12 protein-coding genes are annotated in these 14,346 nt (G+C 72.7%); 4 read left to right on the top strand and 8 right to left on the bottom strand.

Annotation, left to right across the window (positions count from 1 at the left end; all coding sequences use genetic code 11):
• Positions 1-30: 30 nt before the first annotated feature.
• The 6 genes from E4622_RS14885 to E4622_RS14860 all read right to left on the bottom strand — a co-directional run bounded on the left by E4622_RS14885 (position 31) and on the right by E4622_RS14860 (position 6,631).
• The gene (locus E4622_RS14885) at positions 31-1,353 is read right to left on the bottom strand and encodes a S8 family serine peptidase (RefSeq protein ID WP_134741010.1); all 1,323 of its coding nucleotides are present in this window, start codon (positions 1,351-1,353) and stop codon (positions 31-33) included.
• On the bottom strand, positions 1,344-2,807 hold the full coding sequence (locus tag E4622_RS14880; protein ID WP_134741009.1) for a type VII secretion protein EccB: 1,464 nt from the start codon (positions 2,805-2,807) through the stop codon (positions 1,344-1,346). Before E4622_RS14880 ends, E4622_RS14885 begins: the two co-directional genes overlap by 10 nt.
• A gap of 3 nt (positions 2,808-2,810) precedes the next feature.
• Entirely contained in the window at positions 2,811-4,178 is a 1,368-nt protein-coding gene (gene eccD / locus E4622_RS14875; RefSeq protein ID WP_134741008.1) for a type VII secretion integral membrane protein EccD, read from the bottom strand.
• A gap of 273 nt (positions 4,179-4,451) precedes the next feature.
• Positions 4,452-4,748 carry a WXG100 family type VII secretion target gene (locus E4622_RS14870; protein WP_167736102.1) on the bottom strand — a complete coding sequence of 99 codons (297 nt, stop codon included), beginning with the start codon at positions 4,746-4,748 and terminating at the stop codon, positions 4,452-4,454.
• Between the two features lie 29 nt (positions 4,749-4,777).
• On the bottom strand, positions 4,778-5,098 hold the full coding sequence (locus E4622_RS14865; protein ID WP_134741006.1) for a WXG100 family type VII secretion target: 321 nt from the start codon (positions 5,096-5,098) through the stop codon (positions 4,778-4,780).
• Between the two features lie 144 nt (positions 5,099-5,242).
• The gene (locus E4622_RS14860) at positions 5,243-6,631 is read right to left on the bottom strand and encodes a hypothetical protein (protein WP_134741005.1); all 1,389 of its coding nucleotides are present in this window, start codon (positions 6,629-6,631) and stop codon (positions 5,243-5,245) included.
• A 141-nt stretch (positions 6,632-6,772) separates the two neighbouring features.
• Between E4622_RS14860 and eccCa the strand changes: the two genes are divergently transcribed.
• Entirely contained in the window at positions 6,773-10,804 is a 4,032-nt protein-coding gene (gene eccCa / locus E4622_RS14855) for a type VII secretion protein EccCa (RefSeq protein ID WP_245156046.1), read from the top strand.
• 77 nt (positions 10,805-10,881) lie between these two features.
• Here the strand turns inward: eccCa and E4622_RS14850 are convergent, their stop codons facing one another.
• Positions 10,882-11,331 (bottom strand): nuclear transport factor 2 family protein, encoded by a 450-nt coding sequence (locus E4622_RS14850; RefSeq protein WP_134741004.1) that lies wholly within the window; start codon positions 11,329-11,331, stop codon positions 10,882-10,884.
• Between the two features lie 138 nt (positions 11,332-11,469).
• Here E4622_RS14850 and E4622_RS22850 point away from each other — a divergent pair, with 138 nt between their 5' ends.
• Positions 11,470-11,643 (top strand): hypothetical protein, encoded by a 174-nt coding sequence (locus E4622_RS22850; RefSeq protein ID WP_167736100.1) that lies wholly within the window; start codon positions 11,470-11,472, stop codon positions 11,641-11,643.
• 128 nt (positions 11,644-11,771) lie between these two features.
• On the opposite strand, the gene E4622_RS14845 is transcribed toward E4622_RS22850, so the two are convergent.
• On the bottom strand, positions 11,772-13,418 hold the full coding sequence (locus E4622_RS14845) for a helicase HerA-like domain-containing protein (RefSeq protein ID WP_134741003.1): 1,647 nt from the start codon (positions 13,416-13,418) through the stop codon (positions 11,772-11,774).
• A 44-nt stretch (positions 13,419-13,462) separates the two neighbouring features.
• Between E4622_RS14845 and E4622_RS14840 the strand changes: the two genes are divergently transcribed.
• Together E4622_RS14840 and E4622_RS14835 are read left to right on the top strand one after the other, a co-directional pair.
• On the top strand, positions 13,463-13,759 hold the full coding sequence (locus tag E4622_RS14840; RefSeq protein ID WP_134741002.1) for a type II toxin-antitoxin system VapB family antitoxin: 297 nt from the start codon (positions 13,463-13,465) through the stop codon (positions 13,757-13,759).
• Between the two features lies 1 nt (position 13,760).
• Positions 13,761-14,306, top strand: a complete 546-nt coding sequence (locus E4622_RS14835; protein ID WP_134741001.1) for a LytR C-terminal domain-containing protein — start codon at positions 13,761-13,763, stop codon at positions 14,304-14,306.
• The last annotated feature ends 40 nt before the right edge of the window (positions 14,307-14,346 follow it).

The following is a 14,346-nucleotide window of genomic DNA, read 5'->3' as shown; positions in this document are numbered from 1 at the left end:
CGGCCCAGCCGGCTCCCGCCCACGAGCCGCTCAGTCGCGCCGGCGCGCGAGGACCGGGCGCAGCAGCATCGCCACGACGAGACCGCCGCCGGCGAGCAGCCCCCACCACACGGCGTTGCGCTTGGTGCTGGCGAGCACGTCGACCTTCTCCCGCGGCACCTGCGCCCGCTCGTTGCCCTCGTCCACGATCGTCGTGCGGGACAGCTGACCCTTCCTGCCCGGTGTGCTCGCCAGCGTCAGCGCCTCCACGGGCTGCACCACGCCGTGCCCGGTGAGGACGTTGGAGGAGGTGGGCGACCCGGTGGCCGAGCTCGTGAGACGGGCCACGATCTGCGGGGCGGACTCGTCGAACGTCGAGCGCAGCAGCGCCACGACCCCCGAGACCTCGGCGGCGGCGTAGACCGTCGACACGTCGCTGACCAGGCAGGTGCTGGCGCCGTCCATCCCGAGCGAGACCGCGTCGCGCGTGGGCGCGGCGACGTCCGTCGCGGAGCTGCGGAGCACCTCGTTCGCAGCGTCGCCGGGCACCACCTCGTCCTCGACCAGGGAGGTCGCGGTGGCGTTGACGGCGACGACGTTGGAAGCCGAGGCGGGCCACGTCCCCCCGCGGGCGTCCTCGCCCGGCGGCGGCTTGCCGGCGTCCTCGCCCTCGCGCTCGGCGTAGCCGAAGTCGGCGTAGAGCGGCTGGCCCTCCTCGGGGCGGTCGCCGGTGGCGGCCACGACCACCACGTCCTTGGCTGCCAGGTCGGCGAGCACGTCGCGCAGGTCGTCGCGCAGCTCCTCGGGCAGGGTGAGCGTCAGCGACACGTTGACCACGCCGACGGCGCCCCGTGGCAGGGCGGCGACCTGACGGAGACCGGCCAGCAGCCGGTCCATGCTGGGCTCCAGCTCGGCCGCGGGGTCGTTGGCCTGGTTGCGGTCGTAGACGCGCACGTCCATGATCCTGGCCCCCGGGGCGATGCCGATGGGCTGGTCGGGCTTGCCGCGGCCCGCGATCAGCCCGGCCACGGCCGTGCCCTGGGGGTCGAGCAGCTCGGTGCTCTTGCCCGACGAGACTCCCTGGAGCACCGGCTCGAGCCGGTCGGACTGGGCCACGCCCGAGTCGAGCACCGCCACCGTGACTCCCGCGCCCGGCTCGGTGCCGGAGCGCGCCGCGATGCGCTGGGCCTCGGCGACCTGCATCAGCCGCGCGGGAGCGCTGAGCGCCGTCGTGGTGACGGCGGGAGTCTGCTGCAGCGTGACGTCCTCGCAGCTCACGTCGGCGGCGTACGCCGGCGCGCCCGCGCCCACCACGAGCGAGCCGAGCGCCAGCCCGGCGACGACGGCGCCCCGCAGCGGGACGGTCACTCGCACGAGCGGCCCTCCTCGGCCGACTCGGCAGCCGGGTCGTCGTCCTGCGGCCCGGTGTCGCCGGGGCGGACCGGCGGGCACAGCGCGGCGTTGACCGACAGCGCCGCCCCGGGGTCGAAGAGCTGCATCCAGCTGCGCGGCACCACCGGCGCGTCGTACGTCTCGAAACCGAGGTTCGTGACGGCGTCGGTGCCGAGCAGCGCGTAGCTGGAGCCCTTGGAGTCGACGAGGAACGGCTCGCCGACATCCGGGGAGTCCCAGCCGCCGGACAGGACGTAGGCGCCGCGGCCCTCCTGGACCGACACGTCGTGCTGGGCGGGGTCCACCTCGGCGGCGCTGGCATCCTTCCCGGGCGAGCCGGCGAGCAGCACCCGCGGCTTCTCGCCGCGCTCGGGCACCAGCTGGGCGCAGGGCTCGGCGGGGGTGTCGGTGACCAGCAGCTCCGGCCAGCGCGCGGCGGAGTAGGGGGGCTTCTGGCGCCGCACGTCGGGGGGCTCGGTGAGCCCGAGGTTGCGCGGCTGCCGAGGCGTCTTGATGTTGAGGTAGACGGCACGGGCGAACGGGCTGAACTCGGCGAGGCTGGTGGCCGTGACCACCGTGAGGACGCCCTCGATCTCGAAGTAGTCCCCGACCTTGGCGTCGGCGGGCAGGCCGCCCTTGCCGGCGACCTTCGACGGCGTGCCGAAGCCCTTGAGGCCGAAGCTGTCGAAGGCCAGGTCCCCGCCGGAGGGGAACAGGTCGAGCCAGTCGGTGGGCACCTGGGGCGCCTCGTCCACGAAGGGCAGCTTCAGCTCTCTCAGGACGTTGTCCACGCCAGGGGTCTTCGGGAGGGCGTAGCGGTAGGCGCCGGTCTCCTCACCCTCCGCCGCCGACTGGCCGATGACGTAGAAGGAGCCGTCGGCGGCCTCCACGACCGCCCCGGCACCCTGGGCGGGGTCGGCGTCGGGGTCCTCGCGGACGTCGAGCTTGACCCCGAACCCGTCGCCCGTGCAGGCGGTCCAGCCACTCTCCACCAGGTAGTCGGTGTCGGGCACGGTGGCGGGCGCACCCAGGATGCCGATGTCGGCGCCGGGGATCTTGGTGTCGATCTTCTCCTGCGGCACGACCTTCGGCTTCACGTCCGCGCCCAGGATCAGCTGGGCCGAGGTGACGTTGATGACCGGACGCACCTGGTCGTTGCCGTCCTCGTCGGGCTCGAGGATGACGTAGGCCGCACCCTTCTCCTTGGACAGGATCAGCCCCGGCTCGTCCCACTGGACGTCGGTGTTGGGCTTGAGCACCCCGGCGATGGCCGCGCCGGCCATCAGCAGGACGGCGAGGGCCAGCCCCCCGACCAGGGTGCGGCCGGGCTTGGTGGGCTCCACCTCGCGGCCGCCGGGAGCGCCCGAGACGAACGCGGTGACGAGCCGGCGACGGCTGAACGAGTAGGCCTCGACGAGGTCCTTCTTGGTGGCCATCGTCTAGCCCGGGGAGGTGACGGACTGGGCCACGTCGAAGACGCCGATGGCCAGGACGAGCAGGGGCAGCAGGGTGAGCAGCGCGACGCTCTCGAGGACGTCGCCCAGGCGGCCCCGGCGGACCGACGGCGAGCCGGGCAGCAGCGTGGACGCGAGGAGCACCCCACCGGACGCGGCGAGCACCACCGCCGTGATCGGGTGCCACTGCGGGAACTGCACCAGCAGGGACACCGCCGTCGAGACCAGCCCGACCACGCCGGAGCCGAGGCCCACCAGGACCTCCGAGCCGGTGCGGTACTGGCGGGTGCGGAGCATGACGATGAGGCAGGCGTCGACGGCCAGCAGCGTCCCGAAGAGCCCGAGCGAGACCGCGAGCGGTGCGATCGCGAGCAGGAGCAGGCCGACCGTGCCGGAGATGGAGACCAGGATCTCGTGCGCGACGCGAGCGTCCGCCCCGACCTGGGAGGGGTCGACGTCGGCGGGGTCGGCGGTGATGTCGGCGTCGGAGTAGAGCTGGTCGACCGAGGTGCCGGTGACGCCGAGCGCCAGCCAGGGGAACACGCTGCCGATCATGACGACCACGGTGAGCACGACCGTCAGCACCGCCGCCGCCCGGAGGTCGGTGGCGTGCAGCAGCAGGCCGACGGCCAGGAAGACCGCGCCGACCACGACCGGCGGGAGCACCAGCGTGCGGCCCTCGCCGAGGCCCACGAGGCAGACCACCCCGGCGAGCAGCGCGCCGGCGCCGGCGCAGGCGACGGGGTAGTCGAAGAGCGGACCGTCGGGCGCGAGCATCAGCCCCGCCACGGCGGCGTACCCGGCGGCCATCCAGGCCACTGCGACCGCTGCCTCGGCCTCGCGCTCGGCGCGCGACAGCACGATCGCCGCGGCGACCAGCGCGAACGCCACCGTCGCGGCGGCCACGGCGGCGAGCTGCTGGCCGTCCTGGATCAGCAGCGCCACGGCGCCCAGGGTCATCAGGAGCGCGGCCGCGGTGAGCGCGGCCCGCCGCCCGGACGCCGGCTGCCACGGCTTGAGGTCACGCTCGACGACGTCCGTCATGGCCTCGACCACGTCGTCGTAGACGCGCGGCGGGTCCTCGTCGATGCCGGCCGTGACGGTGAGCGTCCCGCCGTCCTCGACCCCCTGCAGGGTGAGCCCCGAGTCGGGGGCGAGACGACGCCCCTCCGAGGTGACCAGGCGGTAGCCGCCGTAGACGGTGCTGGAGTCGAGGAGGCCGACGCTCCGGGCGAGCTCGGGGACGAGCTCGGCCACCGGCACCGCGCCCGGCAGCACGAGGTCCACCCGGCGCGTGCCCGACGTCACCGTCACCCGCACCAGTCCCGAGGATGTGGTCGGGGCCTGGGTCATCGTCTCTCCCTCAGGTGTTCGCAGCGGTCACTGTGCGAGCCGGCAGGTGGGTCCGGCCGCGGCCGGCCTTCACGAGCGAGCCGGATGCTACCGGCCCGTCCGCGCCCTGCCGGGCGTCAGTCGATCACACCGGGGGCGGCGTCGTCGTCATCGGTCCACCGGCGCTCGTGTCGCGGTGTCCCGACCCGGGACAGGGCTGATGGCCGCATCGGCGAGGGGGCCGACACCTCGCGGTGCCGGCCCCCTCGCCGTCGTGTCCATCGGGCAGTGAGATCAGATCTCGAACTGCGCCGCGCCGCGCTTGTCGGCGGCCTGGTACTCGGCGTTGGACTGGTAGACCGTCTGGCTGCTCTTGTCGAGGAGGTCGCGCATCTCCTGGATCGCGTTGTCCCACTTGGCCTTCGAGACGGTGTACTGCGACTGGGCCTGACCGACCCACTGGCTGCGCAGCGGCTCGAGCTCGGACTCCAGACGGTTCATCCGGTCGTCGATGTCCTTGACCTTCTGGTACATGTCGGCGGCGGCCTGGTCGACCGCGCCGTGGTTGACCTTGATTCCATCCATGCTCATCATCGTTCTCCTTGGTCTGAGTGCGGCGGTCAGCCGAGCTTGTGGGTCAGGTTGGCGAAGTTCGTGCCCTGGGACTCGTCGGTGTTGACGTTGTCCCGCTCGGTGACGCCGAGGGAGTTCTCGAACTCGTTGAGCGCGTCGACGATCGTCTGCTGCTTCTCGGTCCACGCCTGCTGCAGGGCGAAGAACGCCGTGGCGCCCTGGCCGCCCCAGCGGCCCTGGACCGAGGAGATCTGGTCCGTCAGCTGACGGCTGATGTTGTTGAAGTCGGTGCGAGCGTCCGCCACCATTCCAGCGGCGCGGGTGAGTACACCTTCGCCTTGGCCGAACTCGTTGGAGTTTTCCGACATGTCGCCTGCTCCTTCATGTGTGGCGGCATGTCGCCGCGCATCGTGGGTTCTCTTCGTGTGGCAGTGGTGCCAGGTGGTTCGTGGTCCTTCTCGGCGTGCGATCCGGACAAGCAGGTGTCTACCCGGAGGCAGGACCCCTAAACCTCAGCCTGTCAATTCCCACAGCTGCCGGAAGAGCCCCACGGCGACGACGAGCGAGCCCACGGCGAAGGACCCGCAGACCGACTCGGCGACCTCGCCCCGGCGCGACCACCAGGCCGAGCGCCACCCCCTGCCGAGAGCCACGGAGACCAGCAGCAGCAGGGCGGCGACCACGACGGCCAGGATCCCCACCACCAGCAGCGTGTCGGTCTGCAGGACGTCGAAGAGGAGGACCAGCAGCGCGAGCCCGCACACCAGGCCCGCCACGCGCAGCAGCGCTCGGGCCGCGACGTGACGGTAGGTGCGCGCGACGAACAGCAGGGAGCAGCCGGCGAAGCCCACGAGGCAGCGCGCGCCGAGGGCGTCGGGGCGCTGGGTGGCGGTGGCCAGCAGCAGGGGCGCCGACACCACGGTGACCGCGAGGATCGCGGCCGACGACGCGGTGACGATGCGGGTGCCGCGCACGGCCACGACCTCCACCGCACGCGGGGGTACGACGATCCGGCCACGGCGTCCGGTGGGTCGGTCGCGCGCCGACCAGGCCGTGACGGCCAGCCGCTCCAGGTCGATCAGGAACTGGTCCGGCACGTCGATCGCCAGCATCGGCACGAACCGCGCGGCGAGCATGGCCGCGACCAGCAGCACGGCCCACGCCACCTGGGGCCGGAGGTCGAGGAGCGCGGCGCCGCAGGTCACCACGAAGACGCCGATGCCCACGGACACCCAGACCCGCAACGCCTCCTCGGAGTGGCGGTCGAGGGCGCGCGCCACCGCGGCGGTGACCGCGCCGGTGAGGGCGGCGACACCGACGATCGTGGGCAGCCGCTCGGGTGCGGGGTCCCACGCCACCACGAACGCCGCCGCCGCGGCGAAGGCGGGCGCGGCGAGGATCCGGTGCGCGGCGTAGCGACCGACCGGCAGCACCCCGATCGCGGCGGCGACGCCGAGCAGGACGACGGTGGCGGTGCGCTGTTCGGAGGGCTCCTGCTGCGAGGCGAACCAGCCGGCGAGCAGCGCGGCGGCCGTGCTGACGCAGAACCACAGCACCGAGAGCGCGCCCGGCGGGCTCTGGCGTGGCGCCGGTCCTGTCGTCGCCCGGCGGCGGCGGCCGGTCACGGTGGGGCGGGCGGCGGACTCCGCCAGGGCGACCACGAGGGAGCCGGCGCCGATGCCGGCGCTCTCGAGGGTGGCGTCGGGGGCGAGCGGGTCGCCCACCCGCGTGTGGATCGTCGGCGGGGCGCTGACGCCGGCCTGGGCGGCGTACTCGAGGGCCACGTCGTGGGCCGAGGCACCGGCCGGCACCAGGAGGTCGAGCGCGCCGGAGGGACCGAGCACGGTCAGCGCGACCGCGTCGGCCGCACCCGCGGCCGCCCCGTTGCCCGACCCGCTCACGTCGCCTCCCGAAGGGTCCGGACGAGCCCGTCCGGTCGTGGGCAGCCTAATCGTTGACGTACGCCTATCATCAAGCCACCGCTGAGAGCGGTGCCCGGCCCTCTCGGGCACCACCGGTCGACGGCAAGGGGACGGTTGAGCGTGAGCACGACGCTTCGCGGGGCACGGGTGGACGAGCCGGAGATGCCCACCGGGCAGCTGGTCCTGCAGCCGCCGCCCCAGATCCAGCCCGCCGAGGGCGCCGCCGGCGTCATGATGAACGCCATCCCGATGCTGGGCAGCCTCGGCTCGATCGTGCTGGTCGCGACCATGGGCGCGCGGACCGGCAGCAGCAACGGCATCCGCTTCATCGCCGCCGGCATGTTCCTCTTCGCCACCGTCGGCTTCATCCTCGTGCAGGTCGACCGTCAGCGGAAGCAGCGCGCGCAGCAGGTCACCGGCTCCCGCACGGAGTACCTGCGCTACCTCAGCAACGTCCGCAAGGTCGCGCGCGAGTCCGCCGACCAGCAGCGCCGCGCGCTGACCTGGCACCACCCCGACCCGGCCTCCCTGCCGGCGATGGCCGAGGAGCGCTCCCGCATCTGGGAGCACGTCTCGAGCGACCCGCAGTTCCTGCACGTGCGCTACGGCCTCTGCGCGCAGCCGCTCGCCCTCGAGCTGGTGCCGCCCGAGAGCGCCCCGATCGACGAGGTCGACCCGGCGGCCGCCTCCGCGCTGCACCGGCTGCTCGTCGTCCACCGGCTCCAGCCGGACCTGCCGGCCTCGATCGACCTGCGGGCCTTCGACCGGGTGGAGATCTGCGGCGACGAGGAGGAGGCGCGCAGCCTCGCGCGCGCCATCATCTGCTCCGCCACGGCGTTCCACTCCCCCGACAACCTGGTCCTGGCCGTGCTGTCCTCGGAGATGCACCTGGCCCACTGGGACTGGATCAAGTGGCTGCCGCACGCCCTCAGCGCCGAGCAGAGCGACGCCGTCGGGCCGATGCGGATGGTCACGACGTCGCTGGCCGACCTGGCCAACCTGCTGCCGCCCGACCTCAGCGACCGTCCGCGCTTCGGCGCCGACGAGCGGCCGGCCACGCCCCACATCCTGCTCGTGACCGACGGCGTCGAGCTCCCGCCGGGCAACCACGTCATCCCGCCGGACGGCCTGCACGGTGTGACCGTGCTCGACCTGCCCGCGCGCTGGGGCGAGCTCGACGACCCCAGCCGCCTGCGCATCCAGCTCGACGGCCCGGCGATCGACGACGAGAACAAGGTCCCCGTGGTCGCGCTGCGGCTGCGCGAGGAGGAGATCCGCGCCAAGGGCGACCAGTGCGACCTCGCCACCGCCGAGGCGTTCGCGCGCCGGCTGACGCCCATGCACACCGTGAGCTCCGGCGCCCCGGAGGCGGTGAGCACCGGCGAGATCACCGGCCCCACCGACTTCATGGACCTGCTGGGCCTGGGCGACGTACGCCGCTTCGACCCCGCCGCCGCCTGGCGTCCGCGCCCGGCGCGCGACCGGCTCCGGGTGCCGATCGGCCTCGGCGAGGGCGGCGGCCTGGTCCACCTCGACATCAAGGAGTCCGCCCAGCAGGGCATGGGCCCGCACGGCCTGGTGATCGGCGCGACCGGCTCCGGCAAGTCGGAGTTCCTGCGCACGCTCGTCCTCGGGCTCGCGATGACGCACTCCCCCGAGCAGCTCAACATGGTGCTCGTCGACTTCAAGGGTGGCGCCACCTTCGCGGGCATGTCCGAGATGCCTCACGTCTCGGCCGTCATCACCAACCTCGCCAACGAGCTCACGCTCGTCGACCGCATGCAGGACGCCCTGTCCGGGGAGATGGTGCGCCGCCAGGAGCTGCTGCGCGACGCAGGCAACTACGCCTCGATCCGCGACTACGAGAAGGCACGGGTCGCCGGCGAGGAGCTGGACCCGATGCCGTCGCTGTTCCTCGTCGTCGACGAGTTCTCCGAGATGCTGTCGGCCAAGCCGGAGTTCATCGACCTGTTCGTCGCCATCGGTCGCCTCGGCCGCTCGCTCGGCCTGCACCTGCTGCTCGCCTCGCAGCGCCTGGAGGAGGGCCGGCTGCGCGGGCTGGAGTCGCACCTGTCCTACCGCGTCGGTCTGCGCACCTTCAGCGCCCAGGAGTCGCGGGCGGTGCTGGGCGTGCCCGACGCCTACGAGCTGCCGGCCGTGCCGGGCCTGGGCTTCCTCAAGCCCGACCCGACCTCGATGACGCGGTTCAAGGCGGCGTACGTCTCGGGGCCGCCGGCCACCGGGCGCGTGCGGGTCCGGCGCGACGAGGGCGGGCACCTCCAAGGCATCTTGCCGTTCACGATCTCCGAGGTGCACAAGCTCGAGGTCAACGAGCCCGAGCCGGAGGTCCAGCCCGAGGTCGAGCCGGACAGCCAGGAGACGCTGCTCGACCTGGCCGTCGAGCACATGGTCGGCCACGGCCCGGCGGCGCACCAGGTCTGGCTGCCGCCGCTCGACGTCCCCGACACCCTCGACGAGCTGATGAGCGACCTCGGCGAGGACCCCGAGCTGGGCCTCGTCTCGCAGCAGTGGCGCGCCCTCGGCGGGCTGGTCGTCCCGCTCGGCACGGTGGACCGCCCGCGCGAGCAGCGCCGCGACACCCTGACCATCAACCTGAGCGGCGCCTCGGGGCACGTGGCCGTCGTGGGCGGCCCGCGCAGCGGCAAGAGCACGATGCTGCGCACCATCGTCACCAGCATGGCGCTGACCACCACGCCGCAGGAGTCGCAGTTCTTCGTGCTCGACTTCGGCGGCGGCACGTTCGCGCCGCTGACCCGGCTGCCCCACGTCTCGGGCGTGGGCACGCGCTCGGAGCCCGACGTCGTACGCCGGATCATGGCGGAGGTCTCGGGCGTGGTGGACCGGCGCGAGGCCTACTTCCGCGCCAACGGCATCGACTCGATCGAGACCTACCGGACCCGCCGCGCGCAGGGCCGCGTCGACGACGGCTACGGCGACGTCTTCCTGGTGATCGACGGCTGGAGCACGCTGCGCTCGGACTTCGACGACCTCGAGCTGGAGATCCAGCAGCTCGCCTCGCGCGGCCTGACGTTCGGGCTCCACATCGTCACCGGCGCCGCGCGGTGGGCCGACTTCCGCGCCGCGATGCGCGACCTGTTCGGCACCCGGCTGGAGCTGCGCCTGGGTGACGCGCTCGACTCCGAGATCGACCGCAAGATCGCCCAGCTGGTCCCGACCGGCCGGCCCGGACGCGGCCTGGTGCAGAGCAAGCTGCACTTCCTCGGCGCACTCCCGCGCATCGACGGCGACCCGGACGCCGCGTCGTTGGGCGACGGCGTCGACGAGCTGATCAGCCGCGTCGCCACCGCCTGGCGCGGCCCGGCCGGACCCAAGCTGCGGCTGCTGCCCGAGCGCATCGAGCTGGCGCAGCTGCGTGAGCTCGCCGGCGTGGCCGCAGGCCCCGTGGCCGACGAGGAGCGCGACGGCACCGAGGACCTGCGCCTCGTGCTCGGCATCAACGAGAAGGAGCTGGCCCCGGTCGCCCTCGACCCGGACGCCGAGCCGCACCTGCTGATCTTCGGCGACGGGCAGTCCGGCAAGAGCTCGATCCTGCGCACCTACATCCACGAGGTGATGCGGACGCGCTCGGCCAAGCAGGCGCAGCTCGTCGTGGTCGACTACCGGCGCTCGCTGCTGGGCGAGGTGCCCGAGGACTACCTGCTCAACTACCTCACGTCCGCGACGCAGGCCACGCCGGCGATCAAGGACCTGGCGACGTACCTCGAGAGCCGCATCCCGGGCCCGGACGTGACGCCCGAGCAGCTGCGCAACCGGACCTGGTGGACCGGGGCCGAGGTGTTCGTGGTGGTCGACGACTACGACCTCGTCGCGACCCAGCAGACCTCGCCGGTCGCGCTGCTCCAGCCGCTGCTCGCGCAGGCGCGCGACGTCGGGCTGCACGTCGTCGTGGCCCGCCGCTCCGGTGGCGCGTCGCGCGCGCTCTACGAGCCGGTCATCCAGTCGATGCGCGACCTCGCCATGCCGGGACTGCTGCTCTCCGGCAGCCCCGACGAGGGTCCCCTGCTCGGCAACCTGCGCCCGATCCCGCTGCCCGCCGGCCGCGGACGCCTCATCACCCGCGACCGCGGCACCGAGGTCATCCAGACCGCCTGGACCGACCCCACCCTCTGAGTCAGCCCTCGAGGTAGTCCCTGACGTTCGTGTCGTCTGAGGGCGCTCTTGATGACACGAACGTCAGGGACTACCGCTCAGGTGTGGGTGTGCACGCCCGGGCCGTTGATCTTGAGGCTGGGCAGGTCGTCGAGGTTGTAGGAGAGCTCGAAGGTACGGCGGTAGCCGGTGTGCGCGACCCGCCAGCCCTCCGGCGTACGCACGTAGCGATCGGAGTAGAAGGCCGCGCCCTCGAGCATGAAGCGGAAGGCCTCGACGATGACGCGGTCCTCGAGGTACCAGCGCGCCGTGGCCTCGTCGCCCTCGACGGTGATCTCGGGGTGGTGCACCTGGTGCATGGTGATCATGCCCTCGCCGAGGTTCTCCTTCATGTAGGAGACCAGCGCCGCCCGGTCGTCGAAGACCAGGCCGTTGTAGTCGCCCGTGGCGTCGGGCTGGAAGCAGGCCTCGAAGGCTTCCCAGTCCTTCGTGTCGAGCGTGCGCAGGTAGCGGTACTTGAGCTGGCAGATGTCCTCGTAGTCGGTCACAGCGAGCAATGTAAGCCGGATCACGTCGCCGCGGGGCTCATGAGACCTCGTTGTAACTCGGGGTCAACCTCCCGGGCATCTTGCGCAGCCACAGTGGTCTCACCACCCGCAGCACCGAGAGACAGAGGGAGACCCCCGATGGCAGACAACATCGTCACCGCCGAAGAGACCGATGCCGCCCGCGAGCGCCGCGACGCCTTCAAGCTGCGTCACGCACGCGGCCTGACCGCCCTGATGGGCGAGCGCGAGGACCTGCGCGGCGTCCACGCCCTGGCCGACCTGGTCGACGACGCCGTCCGCTGGACCGCGTGAAGCGACTTCGTCGCTTCATTGGAAGTACTCGCTAGCGCTCGTACTTCCGGTGAAGGGGGAGCGACTTCGTCGCTCCCTTGGGAGTGCTCGCTGGCGCTCGTACTCCCGTCCCGGCTTGATCTCCGGGGCTAGCGCCGGCCGGTCTTGAACATGCCACGGGCGATCTCGCGGGCGGCCGTGCGCATGAAGTCCTTGAACGCACCCGACTGCACCACGTCCCGGACCAGGCCGCCCTCCTCCTGCTGAGAGGTACGGCGTGAGGTCCGGGCGGGTGCGTCGGGGCGCGGGCGGGTCGACCGGCCCGCCCTCTGCTGGGTCTTCTCCTCGGCCTGCTGGGCCTTGGCCGCCGCGGCGGCCTCCTGCTCGGCCTCGCGCTTGCGCGCTCCCTCCTCGAGCCGGACGGCGAGCTTCTCGCGGGCCGACTCGCGGTCGACCGCCTCGGCGTACTTGGCGTGGCGGGGGCTGGCCGCGACCGCGGCCTGCATGGCGGCGGGGTCGCTGGGACCCATGAGCGACTCCGGCGCTCGCAGCCGGGTCCAGGCGACCGGCGTCGGGGCGCCGCGCTCGTTCATCACGGTCACGACCGCCTCGCCGATGCCGAGGCTCGTGATCACGCCGCCCAGGTCGTCGTAGGCGCTGGTGGGGTAGGTGTTGACGGTCGCCTTGAGCGCCTTGGCGTCGTTGGGCGTGTGGGCGCGCAGCTGGTGCTGGACGCGCGAGCCGAGCTGGGCCAGCACCTCGTCGGGCACGTCGGTGGGACTCTGGGTCACGAAGAAGACCCCGACGCCCTTGGACCGGATCAGCCGGACCGTCTGGGCGACCTGCTGCAGGAAGTCCTTCGAGGCGTCGGCGAAGAGCAGGTGGGCCTCGTCGAAGAAGAAGACGAGCTTGGGCTTGTCGATGTCGCCGACCTCCGGCAGGTCGTGGAAGAGGTCGGCCAGCAGCCACATCAGGAACGTCGAGAAGACCGCGGGCCGGTCCTGCAGGTTCGGCAGCTCGACCAGCGAGATCAGCCCCCGGCCGTCGGCCGCCACCTGGAGCAGGTCGGCCGACTCGAACTCCGGCTCCCCGAAGAACGCATCGGCGCCCTGGTCCTGGAACGAGATCAGCTCGCGCAGGATCACCCCGGCCGTCGAGGAGGACAGCCCGCCGAGGTCCTTGAGGTCGGCCTTGCCCTCGTCGCTGGTGAGGTGGCCGACGACGGCGCGCAGGTCCGCGAGGTCGAGCAGGGGCAGCCCGGCCCGGTCGGCGTAGTGGAAGACCAGCCCGAGGCTCGACTCCTGGGTGTCGTTGAGGCCCAGCACTTTGCTCAGCAGCGTGGGCCCGAAGGCACTCATCGTCACGCGCAGCGGGATGCCCGTGCCCTCGCCGCCCAGGGCGTAGTACTCCACCGGGAAGCCCGTCGCCTGCCACTGCTGCCCCACGGAGGCGGCCCGGGCGGTGATCTTGTCCCCGGGCGCACCGGGGGTCGCGAGCCCGGACAGGTCGCCCTTGATGTCGGCGGCGAAGACCGGCACCCCCTGGGCGCTCAGCTGCTCGGCGAGCAGCTGGAGCGTCTTGGTCTTGCCGGTGCCGGTGGCGCCGGCCACCAGGCCGTGGCGGTTGACCATGGCGAGCGGGATCCGGATCCGGACGTCCGAGAGCGTCTCGGCGTCCAGCATGAGCCCTCCCAGCTCGAGCACGGCCCCCTCGAACGCGTAGCCGGGCGCCACTGCCTGGGCCACCGCTCCGTCGACGGCACTCGGCGGGGCGGCGTCCTCGGGGGTCTGCGTCATGCCGCCAATCTAGGGCGTGGCTCGGCGCCGTTTATAGTCGCGGCGTGATCTTCAAACGCGTGGGCGACGGGAGGCCGTACCCCGAGCACGGCCTCTCGACCCGCGCGTGGGCGGCCGTGCCACCGCGCCAGGTGCGCCTCGACGAGCTGGTCACCACGAAGGACACCCTCCAGCTCGCCACGCTGCTCGACGAGGACTCCACGTTCTACGGCGACCTGTTCGCGCACGTCGTGGAGTGGCACGAGGAGTACTACCTGGAGGACGGGCTGCACCGCGCCCTGCGCGCGGCCCTCCAGCAGCGCAACGTCCTGCACGCCCGCGTCCACCGTCTGGAAGGCTGAGATGCCCGCCTTCGCGCTCGCGCGCTTCCGCACCGCGATCACCCTCGGGGTGCTCGCGCTCCTGCTGCTGCTGGGCGTCGCCTGGGGCTGGGGGGCGGTCACCGAGCCGTTCACCACCTCCGAGGAGGTGCCGGTCTGCCGGCCCACCGACATCCCCGCCGAGACCAAGGTCTACCCCGACCAGGTCACGGTGAGCGTCGCGAACGCCGGCACCCGCGAGGGCCTGGCCGGGCGCACCATGCAGCTCTTCACCGAGGGCGGCTTCGGGCAGGGCGGCATCAGCAACGCCCCCGACGGCACCGACGTCCCCTTCGCCGAGATCTGGACCGACGACCCCGACAACCCGGCCGTGCGCCTGGTCAAGAGCTACCTCGGCAAGCGCGCCAAGGTCGTCCGCACCGAGAGCGGCCTGCCCGGGGTCAACGTCATCGTCGGCGACGACTTCGTCGAGCTCGCCCAGGGCCGCAAGGCCGTCCAGTCCGACCAGGACAGCGAGATCTGCAGCCCGCCCGCCGAGGCCGACGCCGACACAGGCGTGGTCGAGTAGCTTCGTCCGTCCCGGGGGTTGAGGAGGTTGCGCAGCAACC

Origin of the sequence: Nocardioides sp. 503 (assembly GCF_004522095.1) — a bacterium.
Lineage (GTDB): Bacteria > Actinomycetota > Actinomycetes > Propionibacteriales > Nocardioidaceae > Nocardioides.
This window is presented reverse-complemented; position numbering and strand designations above follow the sequence as displayed.